Annotated in this window: 10 protein-coding genes and 2 pseudogenes; 10 read left to right on the top strand and 2 right to left on the bottom strand. The window is 73.3% G+C overall.

The window, feature by feature from the left end; genetic code table 11:
• Window positions 1–6 precede the first annotated feature (6 nt).
• The 4 genes from SMD11_RS23930 (at window position 7) to SMD11_RS23915 (ending at window position 4,405) form a co-directional block, all read left to right on the top strand.
• Entirely contained in the window at window positions 7–609 is a 603-nt protein-coding gene (locus SMD11_RS23930; protein WP_087928391.1) for a rhomboid-like protein, read from the top strand.
• 140 nt (window positions 610–749) lie between these two features.
• Window positions 750–1,547, top strand: a complete 798-nt coding sequence (locus SMD11_RS23925; protein ID WP_087928390.1) for a tyrosine-protein phosphatase — start codon at window positions 750–752, stop codon at window positions 1,545–1,547.
• 77 nt (window positions 1,548–1,624) lie between these two features.
• Window positions 1,625–3,565 (top strand): hypothetical protein, encoded by a 1,941-nt coding sequence (locus tag SMD11_RS23920; RefSeq protein ID WP_418952472.1) that lies wholly within the window; start codon window positions 1,625–1,627, stop codon window positions 3,563–3,565.
• 141 nt (window positions 3,566–3,706) lie between these two features.
• Window positions 3,707–4,405 carry a TetR/AcrR family transcriptional regulator gene (locus SMD11_RS23915; protein ID WP_087930700.1) on the top strand — a complete coding sequence of 233 codons (699 nt, stop codon included), beginning with the start codon at window positions 3,707–3,709 and terminating at the stop codon, window positions 4,403–4,405.
• Between the two features lie 131 nt (window positions 4,406–4,536).
• Here SMD11_RS23915 and pulA read toward each other — a convergent pair.
• Window positions 4,537–7,214, bottom strand: a pseudogene (pulA, locus tag SMD11_RS23910) (pullulanase-type alpha-1,6-glucosidase).
• A gap of 286 nt (window positions 7,215–7,500) precedes the next feature.
• Window positions 7,501–8,874, bottom strand: a pseudogene (locus tag SMD11_RS23905) (alpha-amylase family glycosyl hydrolase); the annotation flags it as partial.
• A gap of 307 nt (window positions 8,875–9,181) precedes the next feature.
• Between SMD11_RS23905 and SMD11_RS23900 the strand changes: the two are divergent.
• The 6 genes from SMD11_RS23900 (at window position 9,182) to SMD11_RS23875 (ending at window position 16,178) form a co-directional block, all read left to right on the top strand.
• The gene (locus tag SMD11_RS23900; protein ID WP_087928388.1) at window positions 9,182–10,480 is read left to right on the top strand and encodes an extracellular solute-binding protein; all 1,299 of its coding nucleotides are present in this window, start codon (window positions 9,182–9,184) and stop codon (window positions 10,478–10,480) included.
• A gap of 98 nt (window positions 10,481–10,578) precedes the next feature.
• On the top strand, window positions 10,579–11,553 hold the full coding sequence (locus SMD11_RS23895) for a carbohydrate ABC transporter permease (RefSeq protein ID WP_087928387.1): 975 nt from the start codon (window positions 10,579–10,581) through the stop codon (window positions 11,551–11,553).
• The gene (locus SMD11_RS23890; protein ID WP_087928386.1) at window positions 11,550–12,422 is read left to right on the top strand and encodes a sugar ABC transporter permease; all 873 of its coding nucleotides are present in this window, start codon (window positions 11,550–11,552) and stop codon (window positions 12,420–12,422) included. Before SMD11_RS23895 ends, SMD11_RS23890 begins: the two co-directional genes overlap by 4 nt.
• 110 nt (window positions 12,423–12,532) lie before the next feature.
• Window positions 12,533–14,170: a glycoside hydrolase family 13 protein gene (locus SMD11_RS23885; RefSeq protein WP_087928385.1), complete on the top strand. Its 1,638-nt coding sequence runs from the start codon at window positions 12,533–12,535 to the stop codon at window positions 14,168–14,170.
• Window positions 14,171–14,195: 25 nt separating this feature from the next.
• Window positions 14,196–15,230 carry a LacI family DNA-binding transcriptional regulator gene (locus SMD11_RS23880; RefSeq protein WP_087928384.1) on the top strand — a complete coding sequence of 345 codons (1,035 nt, stop codon included), beginning with the start codon at window positions 14,196–14,198 and terminating at the stop codon, window positions 15,228–15,230.
• Between the two features lie 36 nt (window positions 15,231–15,266).
• Complete coding sequence (locus SMD11_RS23875; RefSeq protein ID WP_087928383.1) at window positions 15,267–16,178, top strand: phosphatase PAP2 family protein; 912 nt, start codon at window positions 15,267–15,269, stop codon at window positions 16,176–16,178.
• Window positions 16,179–16,221: the final 43 nt, after the last annotated feature.

Below are 16,221 nucleotides of genomic sequence, written 5' to 3'. Positions count from 1 at the left end.
GTCGGGATGACCACGGCTCCCACGACGGCACGGCTCGTCCGGCTCGCCCCCGCGTACGTCGGGACGGTCCTCGCCGGCTCGTACGCGACGCACCGCCTGCTCCCGCCCGCGGCGCGCGAGCGCCTGCTGCGGCGCTGCTCGACCAACGCCGGCAACCTCGACGGCGGGCGCTGGGACACCCTGGCGACCAGCGCCCTGCTCACCGAGGGGCCGCTGGAACTCCCCTACGCGCTGCTGCTCCTGGCCGTCCTCGGCTACGCGGAGTACGCGTACGGGGCGTGGTGGGCGGCGGGCGTCTTCGTCTGCGGTCATGTGGGCGCGTCCCTGCTGGTGTACGCGGGTCTGCGCGCCGTCCGCGCCGGGGCGCGCACCCGGTCCGCGACCGACGTGGGGCCGAGCTACGGCCACCAGGCGGTGCTGGGCGCGCTCGGCGCGTCCCTGCCGAGGGGCGCCGCCCGCAACAGCGCGTGCGCCGCGCTCCTCGCCTTCGGCGTGCGCCCCCTGCTGCGCGGGCGGCCCACCTTCACGGACGTGGGGCACCTGACGGCGCTGGGACTGGGCCTGGGGCTGGGCGCGGCGCTGGGAGCCCGGCGCGCCCGGGCGGCCTAGGGGCACGGGAAGGTCGAGCGGGGCCGGGAGGGCGGGAGGAGGCCGGAAGACCCGGGAAGGCCCGGCAAGGGGGGTGCGAGCGCGTCCTCCGCTACCGTTCGGCACAATAACGGTAGAAATCCGACAAGGGAGACGCGCTCATGCCGCAGTTCGACGCCTCGACCATCATCAACCTCCGCGACCTCGGCGGCATCGCGCTGACCGGCAACTCCGCCGTCCGCCCCGGCCTGCTGCTCCGCTCCGGCCAGCTCGACCGCCTCGACCCGGCGCTCGATCCCTCCGTCGCCGCCCTCGGTATCCATACGGTGGTCGACCTGCGCACCGAGCACGAGCGGCGGCACCGCCCCGACCAGGTGCCCGAGGGCGCCCGGCTGATCGTCGCGGACGTGATGGCGGGCGGTGCGGCCGCGGCCACCGGCGACGGAATGCCGGCCCGGCTGGAGTCGGTGCTCGGCAACCCGGCCGTCGCCGAGGAGCACCTCGGCAACGGCAAGGCGGAGAAGCTGCTCTGCGACGCCTACCGCGCGTTCGTCACCTCCGAGGCCGCCTGCGCCGCCTACCGCCTGCTGTTCTCGGCGCTCGCCGAACCCGACTGCGGCCCGCTGCTCTTCCACTGCACCGCCGGCAAGGACCGCACGGGCTGGGCGGCCACCGTCGTCCTGCTGCTGCTCGGCGCGGACGAGGCCACGGTCATGGAGGAGTACCTCGCCGTGAACCCCGCCGTGCGCGACGCCTTCGCGCCCCTCATCGACCGCTTCACCGAGGCGGGCGGCGACCCGGAGATCGCGGACGCCATCCTCGGTGTGCGCCCCGGCTACCTGGCGGCGGCGCTGGAGCAGATGCACCGGTCCCACGGCGGCGTGGAGGGCTACGTCCGCGAGGCCCTCGGCATCCCCGACGAGGCGGTCGACCGCGTGCGCGCCCGCTGTGTGGCGTAGCACCGGCGCGGGCCCGTAGGAAGTACGCCCCCACAGGGGTGAGGTGACCATCTCACCATTCACTCGTTCTACGGATCGTGGAGCAGCAAGCGACAGCCCCCCGGCCCATCCCGCCCGTCGACGTCGAGCAGGCGGAGGCCGCGCTCATCGAGCACTACCCGCGCCTCGTCCGGCTCGGGTATCTGGTCCTGCCGCCGGCCCTGGGCCGCAACCGCCGCGTCCTGACGGCGCACGCCCTCGCCCAGCGGGCCCTGCCCCGCAACCGCGTCGGCACCACGGAGCTCGCCGGGCTGAGCGTCCCCGCGCCGCGCGGCGCCGACGGCTCGCCCGCCGACCCCGGCTACGCCTATGTACGGTTGCGCGTGCTGCGCTCCGCCCTGGAGGCGGGCCGGCCCCGCGGCCGCTGGCAGCTGCCGAAGCCGGGCCAGCTGCCGCCGCTGCTGCCCCAGGTGTGGGGGCTGCGGCTGTTCCCGCGCTCGGGCGGCGCCGACGAACTCGCCCTGGACCAGGCGCTCGCCACGCTCTCCGGCCCCGGCCGGGCGGCGTACGTCCTGCGCGCCCTGGAGCTGCCCTCCGACCGCGACGTCCGGCACGTGCTGACGGCGGCCGGCGTCGAGGACACGGCGGCGGCGCTCGCCGAGGCGGACGGGCTCCGCGCGCCGGCCGGCAGCCGGGACGCCTCGCTGCTGGAGTCGATGGAGTTCGACCCCTGTTCGCTCCAGGCCCGGCCGACGGACCTCATGCGCCGCCGCCAGCACACCCGCGCCGCGCTCGCCGCCCTCGCGGCCGCCGTGGTGTGCGGGACGCTCCTCGGCCTGCCGGGCGACGGCGGCCCGGACGGCGCCGCCGCCCCGCCCTACACCCGCAACGCCGCGGCCGAGCGGGCCCTGGATCCGGCCAGACTCACGAAGGCCGCCCCGGGCGCGTGGAAGCGGGCGGACCGGGCGGGCTTCGCCGTCTGGCCCGCGCGCGGCGGCCGCGTCACCGACAAGGAGCTGCTGCGCCGGGCGCTCGCCGTCTGGGCCCGGCCGGGATCCGCCGTCCGGGTGACGGCCACGCCCGGCACCCAGACCGGCCCGGCCGCCGGCCCGCCCCAGCTGCTGTACGCGGGCGAGGTCGGCCAGGCTGCGGTCGTGGTGCTGTACGACGGCCTGCGCGTGGTGCGCTACGCCGAGGCCAAGGACGGCGACGGCAGCGGCGGCGCTGCCCTGGACTTCGCCCGCGCGGACGGCGCCGACGGCGCGGCGGCGACGGCGGTCGTGGTGGGCCGCGCCGACAGCAACGTCCGCTATCTGACGGCCCCTTGGGTGAACGAGGTGGGCGTGCGCGACCTGCTCAAGCCGCAGGCCGCCGCCCAGCCCCTGCGGCTCGCCGACGACGGCGTGACCGACCCGACGCTCAGCCCGTCCCCCACGAGCGACTGCCACGGCTGGCCCGCGCTCCAGATGGGCGGCCACCTGGTGACCGACCTCGGCGAGCTGACCCCCGCCCTGCTGACCACGGGCACCCCCGCCGGCCCCCGGGACGTCAACAGCGCCGCGACGCGGGCCGGTTGGGCACACACCGCCTGCCACCTCCAGACCGCACGCTCGCAGGGCGTCCGCTCGGTCAACGCCTGGCCGTTCGCCACGCAGCCGCTGCCCGGCGGCGCCGGCAGCGCCGAGTGGGTGTGCACCCGCGCGGAGACCTGGCGGGGGCCGGGCAGCCGGGTGCTGGCGACGTTCCAGGTGCCGGGCGCCCGGCCGGGCGCGCCCAGCTCGACCGTGGCCCGCGCCGAGGACACCCCGGCCTGCGGCGCCCGCGACCCGCACATCCTGACGGGCGTCCTGTGGAAGTCGCCGCGCGGCACCTGGTACGCCCTCGCGGCGGGCGGCGGCGGGGTGCGGTCGATCGCGGCGGCCGGCGGGGTGAAGGGCGCGGCGCCGGGCGCGCTCCTGGCCGTCCCGGCCCAGCCGGGCGTACGGACGGAGCTGAGCGCGCGGCTGACGGACGGCCGGAAGCTGACGGCGCTGCGCTGAGGGCCCGCGCCCCCGGCTCGCAGTGCTCCGTCCGGACCCGTCGAGGTCCTGCTCAGGGCCCTTCCAGGACCTGAACGGGCCTCCGGGCGGGGCCGATCCGGGCGCTGATCACCCCCCTTGCCTGCCATTAGTATGACCGCCATGAGGAACGGGGTCCGCCGCAGGATGGGTGTCGAGCAGCGTCGCGAGCAGTTGATCGCGGTCGCTCTCGACGTGTTCGGCCACCGGCGCCCCGACGACGTCTCCATCGACGAGATCGCAGCGGCGGCCGGGATATCCCGGCCGCTCGTCTATCACTACTTCCCCGGCAAGCAGAGCCTCTACGAGGCCGCGCTGCGGCGCGCCGCCGAGGAGCTGGCGGGCCTCTTCGACGAGCCGCGCGAAGGCCCGCTGGGCGAGCGGCTGTTGCGGGTGATGCGGCGGTTCTTCGACTTCGTCGAGGCGCATGGGACGGGCTTCGCCGCCCTGATGCGCGGCGGCCCGGTGGCGGGCTCCGGCCAGGCCTGCGCCGTCGTCGACGGCGTCCGCCGGGCCGCGTACGAGGAGATGCTCTCCCACCTCGCGGTGCGCTCCCCCGCGCCCCGGCTGGAGCTGGCCGTCCGCTCCTGGATCGCCCTGGCGGAGACGACCGCGCTGCTCTGGCTGGACGGCCGCCGGATCCCCCGCGAGGAGCTGGAACTCCAGCTCGTGCACGCCTTCGCGGCGCTGACGGCGGTGAGCGCGGCGTATGACGAGGCGATGGCGGCGACGCTGCGGCGGAGCCTGGTGGACGAGCCGGCGGACGGGCCGTTGGCGGAGCTGGTGCAGCGGCTGGGGGTGGCGGGGGTTCGGCCGTCCTGAGGCTCGCGGTCCGGGTGTGCCCTGCGGGCGGCCTTTTCCCCAGCCCCGCCCCTTCCCGTAACCGGGGGCAAGCCCCCGGGCCCCCGTTCCGCGCTCCGCGCGGTGTCCTCAAGCGCCGGGCGGGCTGAATTTCAGCCCGCCCGGAACACCGCCACCGTCCGCCCCGGCACCGCGAACGTCCCGCTCACCGCGTCGTACACCGCCCCCTTCACCACCGGGTCCGACCCGCCCGCCTGCACCGGGTGCAACCCGTACCGCACCCCGTCAGCTCCCCGATCCGCTGGCTCCGCCACCCGGTCGTCGCGTTGAACACCACCACCAGGTCACCGAGCCGCATGGTGATCACGCCCGGTGTCTCGTCCCGGCCGGACAGCGGGAAGGACAGGGCGGCCTGCACGTCCGCGGTCGTCGCCTGGCGGAACGCCTTCTCCGTCGTACGGATCCGGAGCAGGTCCCGGTAGGCCGCCGAGGCCGCCGTCACCGGACCGCAGCCGGGGCGGAGCGCCGGGTCGGCCAGGAGGGGCCGGGCGTAGGGCCACTTGGCGGCGTTGTCGGCGGCCGGCGGCAGACCGCGGCCGAAGCCGTTGCCGTCCCGGCAGTCCCAGTGGATCGCGTTGAACCAGTCGCCGCTGTCGTAGGAGTTGCGGTCCAGGGACTTGGAGCGCAGCAGGTCCGTACCGGCCTGGGAGAGGGACGGGCCCTGCGAGAGCGCCGCGGTGGCCAGGGCGAGGACCTGCGCCCTGGCCCGGTCGGCGGGCGAGGTGCCCCGGGGCAGCTTGAAGGCGAGGGCGTCGTACAGGGTCTCGTTGTCGTGGGCGTCGGCGTAGGCGAGGGCGTCGCCGGGCGCGTCGGCGTAGCCCGCGGGCGAGCCGTTGTAGTCGACGTCGGCGCCGCGGACGGCGCGGCCGGACGTGTCGGTGAAGCGGTATCCGGCGAGGCTGCCGCTCAGGCCGACCTTGAGGAGGTCCTGCGCGTGCAGGAGCCGGGCCCGCTGCTCGGCGGGCGAGCCGTTCGCGGGTGAGTCGTTGGGGGCGGTGAAGAGGCCGGAGGCGAAGCCCTGCACGCGCGGGTCCTCGTCGAAGGGGCCGCCGCCGCGGACGGCGTCGCGGGCCCGGTCGGAGAAGGTGGCGATGCCGGTGCCGGCCATGTTCTTCTGCGTGGCCTGGACGAAGCGGGCGTCGTTCGCGGCCTCCCCGAAGTTCCAGCCCTCGCCGTAGAGGATCACGGACCTGCCGTCGACGCCGTCCTTCGCCGGGGTGAGGGCGTCGAGGGCCCGGCGCACGGCCAGGATGTTCGCCTTGGGGTGGTGGCCCATGAGGTCGAAGCGGAACCCGTCGACCTTGTACTCCTTCGCCCATGTGACCACGGAGTCCACGACGAGCTTGCCCATCATGGCGTGCTCGGGGGCGGTGCCCGCGCAGCAGGTGGAGCCGGCCACGGCGCCGTCGTCGAGGAGCCGGTGGTAGTAGCCGGGCACGATGCGGTCGAGGACGGACCGCTCGCTCTGCCCGGAGGCGGCGGTGTGGTTGTAGACGACGTCCATGACGGTCCGCAGCCCGTCGTCGGCCAGGCCCTGGACCATCCGCCGGAACTCCAGGGTCCGGCGCGGCCCGTCGGGGTCGGAGGCGTACGAGCCCTCCGGGACGGTGTAGTGGAGCGGGTCGTAGCCCCAGTTGTAGGCGTCGCGGGCGGCCGTCTTGCCCGCGCATTCCTGCTGCCGCTCGGAGTCCGCGGGGAGGGCTGCGAGGTCGCAGGCCGGCCGGTCCTGGTCGGCGGGGCGCTCCGGGACGGTGGCGAAGTCGAAGGCGGGCAGGAGGTGGACGTACGAGGTGCCGGCGCGGGCCAGCTCCCGCAAGTGGCGGGTGCCGGTCGAGGAGGGGTCGGTGAAGGCCAGGTACTGCCCCGGGTGCTTGGCCGTGCGGTCGGCGACGGAGAAGTCGCGGATGTGCAGCTCCTGGACGGCCGCGTCGCGCGGCGGAACGGCCTTCGGCTTGCGGAGGCCGCGCCAGCCCGCCGGGGCCAGGGCCGGGTCCGCGAGGTCGGTGACGAGGCTGCGGGCCGAGTCCGCGGTCAGGGCCGTGGAGTACGGGTCCGTGACGCGGTTGGTGACCACCTCGCCGGCGGCCGGGGCGTGGACGGTGACGGCGTAGCGGTACGGCTTGCCGGTCCAGTCGCGGCCGCCGGTCACGCTCCAGACGCCGCTGGTGTCGTCGCGGCGCATGGGGACGGTCCGGCCGTCGAGTTCGAGGGCGACGTCGCGGGCGGTGGGCGCCCAGACGGAGAGGGTGGGCCTGCCGTCCCGGAACACGGGCCCCAGCGTCGCCCCGGCCGCGGCGCCCGCGTAGAGGTCGTCGAGGACGCCGGGGATCTGCACGCCCGTCGTCACCCCGTCCGTCTCCGCGACGAGCCGCCCGGTGAGGGCGGTGCGCTCACGGCCCCGGCCGTCGACGCGGTAGGCGTCGTAACCGGCCGCGAGGTGGGGGTACTTGGCCCGCTGGGCGGGGGTGAGGCCGTCGGGGAGCCGGGTCAGGTCCAGGGTGCCTCGGGCTTCGCGGCCCGCGTCGTAGGTGAGGTGGTGGGGGCGGGTGGGGTCGCCGAGGGTTCTGGGCCAGGCGACGGTGGATCTGTCGATCCATAGGACGCGGGCGTCCTTGGGGGTGGGGGCGTCCTTGGGGGTGGCGGCGCGGGCGGGGGTGGGGTCCGTGGTGGGTATCAGGAAGGCGAGGGTGGCCAGGAGGGCGGCGGCGGTTCGGTGGGCGGGTCTCACGGGTGTGCTCCTTCGGGGGTGGAGGTGGGTGCGGGTGCGGATGGGTGGGGCGGGTTGCCGCTGCGCGGGGCCTTTCCCCAGCCCCGCCCCTTCCCGAACCGGGGCTCCGGCCCGGACCCCGGTCCTCGAACTCCCCCGGCTACCGCTGGGAGGTGCCCTCGGACGGGCTGAGTTGTCGCCCGGAACCGGGCGGAAAGCCGGCCTCGGGCAGAGGCAAAATCCAGCCCGTCCGGCGTTTGAGGACACCGCGCGTCAGCGCGGACAGGGGGCCTGGGGGCGGAGCCCCCAGTTACGGGAAGGGGCGGGCCTGGGGAACAAACCCCCGCTAACCACATCCCCGCGCACCCACATGCAGCGCCAGCGCCACCCCCGCCCCCACCGTCGCCGTGAAGCGCCCGCCCCCGTCCACCGTCACCCGCCGTCCGCTCTGCACGTCGCAGTACTCCCCTCCCGGCAGCGACGTCTGGAACGTGCGCCCGAGCGCGAACGACTCGTGGTTGACGACCACATAGCCCTTGTCGCCCCGCCCGAAGGCGACGGCCTGGTAGCCGTTGTCCCACCAGTCGCGGACCGCCGTCCCGCGCACGGCGTTGCGGAAGCCCACCATGCTCCTGATCTCCGGCCACTTGTGCTGGCACTTCCAGCCGTCCCGCCAGCACGCCGTCACCGAGCCGCCGTTCGGCGGGCCCGCGTCGCGGTCGGTGAACTCGTAGCCGGAGTGGACGTCCGGGGAGCCGTAGGGCCAGGCGAGCATGAAGACGTTGGCCAGGGTGTAGGCGGAGCCGTCCTTGTAGGTGAGGGTGTCGCCGCCGCGCTCGGTGTCGTGGTTGTCGACGAACACGGAGGCCTGTCCGCCGGGGAGGTAGCCCCAGCCCTCGCCGTAGTTCTTGAGGTACGCGAGGCGTTCGCCGAGGAAGACCCGCTTGAGGTCGCGGGCGTAGCGGAATTCCTGGACGTCGCCGTTGCGGAGGTATTCGTCCGGCTGGACGGCCTCGCCGGCGCCGAAGATGGTCTCCTGCTTCCACAGGACGCCGGGCCGTGCGGTCCGGGCCTTGATCGCGGCGAGGTCCTCGGTGGGGATGTGCTTCGCGGCGTCGACGCGGAAGCCGTCGACGCCCAGGGCGAGCAGGTCGTCGAGGTATTGGGCGATGCGGCCGCGGACGTACTCCTCGCCGGTGTCGAGGTCCGCGAGGCCGACGAGCTCGCAGTGCTGGACGTCGCGGCGGTCACGGTAGTCGGTGATCTCGGCGGTGCAGTCGTCCATGTCCTGGCGCTGGTACGTGCCGGGGTAGTCGTACTTCGTATACGCCGAGCCGCCCGTACCGGTGCCGGAGCCGGCCGACATGTGGTTGATCACGACGTCGGCGACGACCTTCACGCCGGCCGTGTGGCAGGCGCGGACCATGTCCGCGAAGGCGGCGCGGTCGCCGAGCCGGCCGGCGATGCGGTAGCCGACGGGCTGGTACGAGGTCCACCACTGCGGGCCCTGGATGTGCTCCTGGGGCGGGGAGACCTGGACGGCTCCGTAGCCGGCCGGGCCCAGGGTGTCCGCGCACTCCTTGGCGACGGAGGCGTACTTCCACTCGAAGAGGACGGCGGTGACGTCCCCCTGTCCCCAGGCCGGTGCCGCCCGCGCCTCGGGGGCCGCGAGCACCGCGCCCGCCACGAGGGCGACGGCGGCCGCCAGGGTTCGTCGGGCGATTCCGGGCATGCCGAGGGAAGCCATGGGGTCTCCTGGGGGGTGAGCGGCCTCTACGGCAACGCGCAATGCCCTCAAGGCCCATGAAGGTTCTTTCTGCAAGATTGCCCGCACGGTGGCAAGTACTTGCCGGACGAGACCGTACGAGCCCCCTCCCCCCTGGTCAACCCTTGGGACACGGTCCGGTTACAACCCGGAAATCTCGCGATTCCCTCCTTGCAAACTCTTTCGCAAGAGATTTCAGCCTGTTAACTTCCTCCACAGCTCGGGCCGCCCGCGACAGGTCGGCCTCTTTGAAGAGGAGATCCATATGCGAAGAGGCATATCGGTCGCCGCCCTCGTCGGCGTGCTGGCCCTCACCGCGACCGCGTGCGGAAGCGACGGCGGGGACGGCGGCGACGGGTCCAAGGCGGCGGACGACCCGGGCAGCGTGAGCGGCAAGGTCACCTGGTGGGACACCTCGGACGCCACCAACGAGGCGCCCGCGTTCAAGAAGCTGGTCGCGGCCTTCGAGGCGAAGTACCCGAAGATCGAGGTCGAGTACGTCAACGTGCCCTTCGACCAGGCGCAGCAGAAGTTCAAGACCGCCGCGTCGACCGGCAAGGGCGCCCCCGACGTGCTGCGCTCGGACGTCGGCTGGACCCCCGGCTTCGCCCAGCTCGGCTACCTCAAGGACCTGACGGGCACCCCGGCGCTCGACAAGTCCTCCGACTTCCTCGAAGGCCCCCTGAAGAACGCCGCGTACCAGGGCAAGACGTACGGCGTCCCGCAGGTGACCGACACCCTCGGACTGCTCTACAACAAGGAGCTCTTCGCGAAGGCGGGCATCGACAAGCCGCCGGCCGACTGGAAGTCGGTCAAGGAGGCCGCCGAGAAGATCAAGGACAGGACGGGCGCCGCCGGCATCGGCCTCAGCCCCGACAGTTACTACTCGCTGCCGTTCCTCTACGGCGAGAAGAGCGACATGGTGGACGCCGGGCAGAAAAAGATCACGATCGCCAACGCCGCGTCCCTCAAGGGCATCGAGACCGCCGTCGACCTGGTGAAGTCCGGTGCCGCGCCCAAGCCGGCCGGCACCGACGGCTACAACGCCCTCAAGACCGACTTCAAGAACGGCAAGCTCGCGATGCTCATCGACGGGCCGTGGGCGACCAAGGAGATCTTCGGCGGCGACGCCTACAAGGCCAAGGAGAACCTGGGCATCGCGCCCGTCCCGGCCGGCTCCACGGGCACCGCGGGCGCCCCGGTCGGCGGCCACAACCTCGTCGTCTACGCCGGGTCCAGGAACTTCGACGCCTCCTACCTCTTCACCCGGTTCATGACCGAGGCCGCCCAGCAGGAGGCCGTCTCCAAGGAGATCGGCGTGCTGCCGACCCGTAAGTCCGCCTACTCCCAGGCCGTCCTCGCCGACCCGGTGCGCAGCGCGTACTACGGCGCCCTGTCGAAGGCGCACCCGCGGCCGCCGATCCCGCAGGGCGGCGACCTGTTCACCGACTGGCTCCAGCACTACACGAAGATCCTCACGCTGAAGGAGGAGCCGAAGGAGGGGCTGGACGCGACGGCCAAGGCGTGGAAGTCGGCGCTGCTGAAGGACTACGCGGTCGAGTAGGCGGGGCTTCCCTCCCGACTCACCGCGCTCCTTCCCGGCCCGGGGGCCCTCCCCCGGGCCCCCGGTCCTCCATCCGCCCCGGACGAAAGCCGCCCACCATGACCACCGCCGTTTCCGAGACCGGCAGCCCGCCGCCCGGTCTCCTCACCCGGGCCAAGCGCTCCTTCGACACCCACTGGTACGCCTGGGCCATGGTGCTGCCGGTGGTCGTGGTCCTGGCCGTGCTCGTCGGCTATCCGCTGGGCCGCGGCGTCTATCTGTCCTTCACCGACGCCAACGAGGCGAACGTCGGCCGCACCATCGGTGTCAACCACATCGCGGCGACGTACAAGTCGGTCGGCCTGGACAACTACTGGAAGGTGCTCTCCGGACAGGAGGGCCACTTCTACTCACGGCTGGGCTGGACCGTCGTCTGGACCACGAGCTGTGTGCTGCTGCACTACACGATCGGCCTCGGGCTCGCGCTGCTGCTCAACCGGCCGCTGCGGTTCCGGGCGCTGTACCGGGTGCTGCTGATCCTGCCGTGGGCGGTGCCCGCGTTCGTCGCCACGTTCTCCTGGCGCCTGATGTTCAACGAGAAGTACGGCGTCTTCAACGCCTTCCTGAACACCCTCGGCCTCGACCCCGTCGACTGGCTGGGCGACAGCACCCTCCAGAAGGTGTCGGCGGTCGCCGTCAACGTATGGCTGGGCGTGCCGTTCATGATGGTGGCGATCCTCGGCGGGCTCCAGGCGATACCCAGGGAGCTGCACGAGGCCGCGGAGATGGACGGCGCGACCCCGTGGCAGCGCTTCCGGCACGTGACCCTGCCGGGGCTGCGGCCGGTGAGCGGCACGGTGATCCTGCTGGGCGTCATCTGGACGTTCAACATGTTCCAGGTGATCTACCTGCTGATCGGGCAGGGCGCGAGCTCCGAGAGCGAGATCCTGGTGACCTACGCCTACCGTCTCGCCTTCCAGGGCGTGCGTGACTACGCGGGCTCCGCCACCTACGGCATCCTCATCCTCTCCCTGCTGCTGGTCTTCGCCGTCTTCCACCGCCGGATGCTCGCCCGCCAGGAGGCCACCCGATGAGCACGAAGAGCCCCCTCGGCACCGCCGCCCGCCCGCCGAAGGCCCGCGGGGAGCGGTCGCGCGGCGCGTCCGTCGCGCTGCACACCACGCTCGCGGTCGCGAGCCTGATCGCCCTCTTCCCGGTGCTCTTCGTCGTCTTCGTGTCGCTGCGCGGGCGGGACGGCTGGCAGGAGCCCACCCGGTTCGTCGGCTTCGAGCTGTCCAACTACACCCACATCCTGGGCGAGACGAAGTTCCTGACCTGGTTCGGGAATTCCGTGATCGTGTCCCTGGGCGCCACCGTGCTCGGCGTGTTCGTCGCGGCGACCGCGGGCTACGCCGTCTCCCGGATGCGCTTCCCGGGCCACCGCTCGCTGATGTGGACCTTCCTGGTCGTTCAGATGTTCCCGATGGCGGTGCTGATCGTGCCGTTGTACAACATTTTGGGTGAACTCGAACTCCTGGACTCCTACATCGGTCTGATCGTGACCTACTGCTCGGTCTCCGTGCCGTTCTGCGCCTGGATGCTCAAGGGGTACTTCGACACCATTCCCGCCGAGATCGACGAGGCGGGGCGGGTGGACGGGCTGAGCCCCTTCGGCACCTTCTGGCGGCTGATCCTGCCGCTCGCCCGGCCCGGCCTGGCCGTCACCGGCTTCTACTCCTTCATCACCGCCTGGGGCGAAGTCGCCTTCGCCACCCAGTTCATGAGCAGCGAGGAGCACTACACCCTGGCCGTCGGCCTCCAGACCTTCGTCGGCCAGCAGAAGGCCGAGTGGGGCCTGATGACGGCCGCCGCCGTGCTGATCGCCGTCCCGGCCGGCGCCGTGTTCTTCCTGGCCCAGCGGCACCTGGTCGCCGGGCTGACCGCGGGCGGCACCAAGGGCTGACCTTGTCCGCCCGCCGTCGTTGACCCGTACGGCGCCCGCCGGCACCCCGCCCGCCCCCGTCCGCCGCCCGCACCGCATCCCGCCCGTCTCTCGCATCGAATAGGACGTACATGACCCAGGACCTCGCGCCCTCCGTCCGCAGCCAGGGCGCCGCCCCCTCCTCGCCGCAGGCGGAGGGCTGGTGGCGCAGCGCCGTCATCTACCAGGTGTACGTGCGCTCCTTCGCCGACAGCGACGGCGACGGCATCGGTGACCTGCGAGGGATCCGCGAGCGGCTGCCGCACCTGGCCGGGCTGGGTGTGGACGCCGTGTGGCTGACGCCGTTCTACGCCTCGCCGCAGGCGGACGGCGGTTACGACGTGGCGGACTACCGCGCCGTGGACCCGCTGTTCGGGGACCTGTCGGACGCGGACGACCTGGTCCGGGAGGCGCACCGGCTGGGGCTGCGGGTCATCGTCGACATCGTGCCCAACCACACCTCCGAGCAGCACGCGTGGTTCCGGGCCGCGCTCGCGGACCGTCCAGGGGGGACGGCCCGCGCGCGCTACCACTTCCGGCCGGGCCGGGGCGCGGCCGGGGAACTGCCGCCCAACGACTGGGAGTCCGTCTTCGGCGGCCCGGCGTGGACCCGCACGGCCGGCCCCGACGGCACCCCGGGCGAGTGGTACCTCCACCTCTTCGCCCCCGAGCAGCCCGACCTCAACTGGGAGAACCCCCAGGTGCGGGAGGAGTTCGACTCGGTGCTGCGGTTCTGGCTGGACCTGGGCGTGGACGGCTTCCGGATCGACGTGGCGCACGGCATGGTCAAGGCCCCGGGGCTGCCGGACATCGGCCGCAAGGAGCAGGCGAAGCTGATCGGCGCGCAGGTGCTGCCGTTCTTCGACCAGGACGGGGTGCACGAGATCCACCGCGCCTGGCGGCAGCTGCTGGACTCCTACGACGGCGAGCGGATCGGGGTGGCCGAGGCCTGGGCGCCGACCTCGGAGCGGCTGGCGCTGTACGTGCGCCCGGACGAGCTGCACCAGGCGTTCAACTTCCAGTTCCTGACCTGCGCGTGGGACGCGGCGGAGATGCGCACGGTGATCGACGCGTCACTGGACGCGACCCGCTCGGTGGGCGCGCCCACCACCTGGGTGCTGTCCAACCACGACGTCGTCCGGCACACCACCCGCTACGGCGGCGGCGAGCGGGGCCTCGCGCGGGCGCGGGCGGCGGCGCTGCTGATGCTGGCGCTGCCCGGCTCGGCCTATGTCTACCAGGGCGAGGAGCTGGGCCTGCCGGAGGTCGTGGACCTGCCGGACGAGGTGCGCCAGGACCCGGCGTTCTTCCGCGGGGACGGCCAGGACGGCACCCGGGACGGCTGCCGGGTGCCGCTGCCGTGGTCGGGCGGCGAGCCCCCGTTCGGCTTCGGGCCCGGCGGCAGCTGGCTGCCGCAGCCGGCCGAGTGGGCCGAGCTGTCGGTGGCGGCGCAGTCCGGCGACCCGCGCTCGACCCTGGAGCTGTACCGCTCGGCGCTGACGCTGCGCCGGGAGCTGCCGGGTCTGGGCGACGGGGAGATGGGCTGGCTGGCCGCGCCCGAGGGCGTGCTGGCCCTGTCCCGGCCGGGTTTCGTGTGCACGCTCAACACCCTGGACGAGGAGGTGGAGATGCCGGTGCCGGGCCGCCCGGTGCTCGCCACCCGCGCCCTGGAGTTCACCGGCGGCACGGTCCGGCTGCCCTCCGATTCCTGCGTCTGGTGGGCAGTCTGAGATGCGACCGGTAAGGTCCAGTCCTGTGACCGCCCGGCTAGCCGACATCGCAGCCCAGGCGGGTGTCAGCGAAGCAACCGTCAGTCGCGTCCTCAACGGGAAGCCGGGGGTGGCCGCCTCCACCCGCCAGTCCGTGCTGGCCGCGCTCGACGTGCTGGGCTACGAGCGGCCCGTACGGCTGCGGCAGCGCAGCGAGGGCCTGGTGGGGCTGATCACACCCGAGCTGGACAACCCCATCTTCCCGGCGTTCGCCCAGGTCATCGGGCAGGCCCTGACCCGCCAGGGGTACACCCCGGTGCTGGCGACCCAGACGCCGGGCGGCTCCACGGAGGACGAGCTGACGGAGATGCTCGTCGACCGGGGCGTCGCCGGCATCATCTTCGTCTCCGGGTTGCACGCCGACACCTCCGCGGATATGCAGCGCTACGAGCGGCTGCGCGCCCAGGGCGTGCCGTTCGTGCTGATCAACGGCTTCTCACCGAAGGTGCGGGCGCCGTTCGTCTCGCCCGACGACCGGGCGGCGGTCCGGCTGGCCGTCACCCATCTGGCGGCACTGGGGCACCGGCGGATCGGGCTGGCGCTGGGCCCCAAGCGGTACGTCCCGGTACAGCGGAAGATCGAGGGTTTCCTCCGCGCCATGCAGGACGAGCTGGGCGTCGGGCCGGGCGACGCCGAGGAGCTGATCGAGCACTCGCTGTTCAGCCTGGAGGGCGGCCAGGCGGCGGCCTCCGCGCTGCTCGCCCGGGGCGCCACGGCCGTCGTGTGCGCGAGCGACATGATGGCGCTGGGCGTCGTGCGGGCGGCCCGTCAGCTGGGCCTGGAGGTGCCCAGGGACGTCTCGGTGGTGGGCTTCGACGACTCCCCGCTCATCGCCTTCACGGACCCGCCGCTGACCACCATCCGGCAGCCCGTGCCGTCCATGGGCCAGGCGGCCGTCCGGGCGCTGCTGGAGGAGGTCGGGGGGACCCCCGCGCCGCACAGCGAATTCGTGTTCCTGCCCGAATTGGTGGTTCGTGGTTCAACGGCTTCGGCCCCGGCCCAAGACCAGACTTGGGGATGATCTGGCCCTCGCCCGTATCTGGCAGACTGTTTCTCTATGGGTGAAGCGACAGTAAGGACACTGGAAGGCCAAACGGCCGCCCCGCCACCCACCGAGGAGCGAGCGGACAGGCCGTCGCCCGAGGGTGCCCTCCAGCGAAAACCCCGCGAGCCCGGCCTGTGGACGCCGCGCCGGGCGCGCCGGCCACGGTTGTGGTTCGAGGTGCTGCTGATCGCGGTGAGTTACTGGACGTACTCCCTCGTGCGCAACGCCGTGCCCGAGCAGCGGGCCGCGGCGTTGCGCAACGCCGACTGGATCTGGCGCGTCGAGAACGCCCTCCACATCGCCGTCGAGGACACCGTCAACCACGCCGTCAATTCGGTGACGTGGCTGATCGTGGGGATGAACTACTACTACGCCACCCTGCACTTCGTCCTCACCATCGGTGTCCTGGTGTGGCTCTACCGCTGGCATCCCGGCCGGTACGCGGCGGCCCGGCTGGCCCTCTTCGCGACCACCGGCGTGGCCCTGCTCGGCTACTACCTGTTCCCCCTGGCCCCGCCCCGGCTGATGAACGGCGTGGACTTCGTCGACACCGTCCTGGTGCACCACACCTGGGGCTCGATGGCCTCGGGCAATCTGGCCAACGTCTCCAACCAGTACGCGGCGATGCCGTCGATGCACATCGGCTGGTCCACGTGGTGCGGCGTCACGATCGCCCTGCTGGCCCGCCCGGTGTGGGTGAAGGTGCTCGGCGCGCTGTACCCGGTGGCGACGCTGGTCGTCATCGTGGCGACGGCGAACCACTTCTGGCTCGACGCCGTGGGCGGGCTGCTGTGCCTCTCGTTCGGCTTCGGGCTCTCGTTCGTGTGGTTCCGGGCGTTCCCGCACCGGCTGGCCCGGCAGGTGGCCGGGAAGAGCGCCGCGCCGTCCGGAGAGGCGGAGAGCGCCGCCGCGTCGCGCGGCTGAGGCCGGGGGCCGGGGCCGTGGGGCCCCGGCCCGTCCCAGGAGT

Origin of the sequence: Streptomyces albireticuli (genome assembly GCF_002192455.1) — a bacterium.
Taxonomy (GTDB): Bacteria; Actinomycetota; Actinomycetes; order Streptomycetales; family Streptomycetaceae; genus Streptomyces; species Streptomyces albireticuli_B.
Note: the sequence above shows the minus strand (reverse complement) of the source record. Positions and strands in the feature narration are given on the sequence as shown.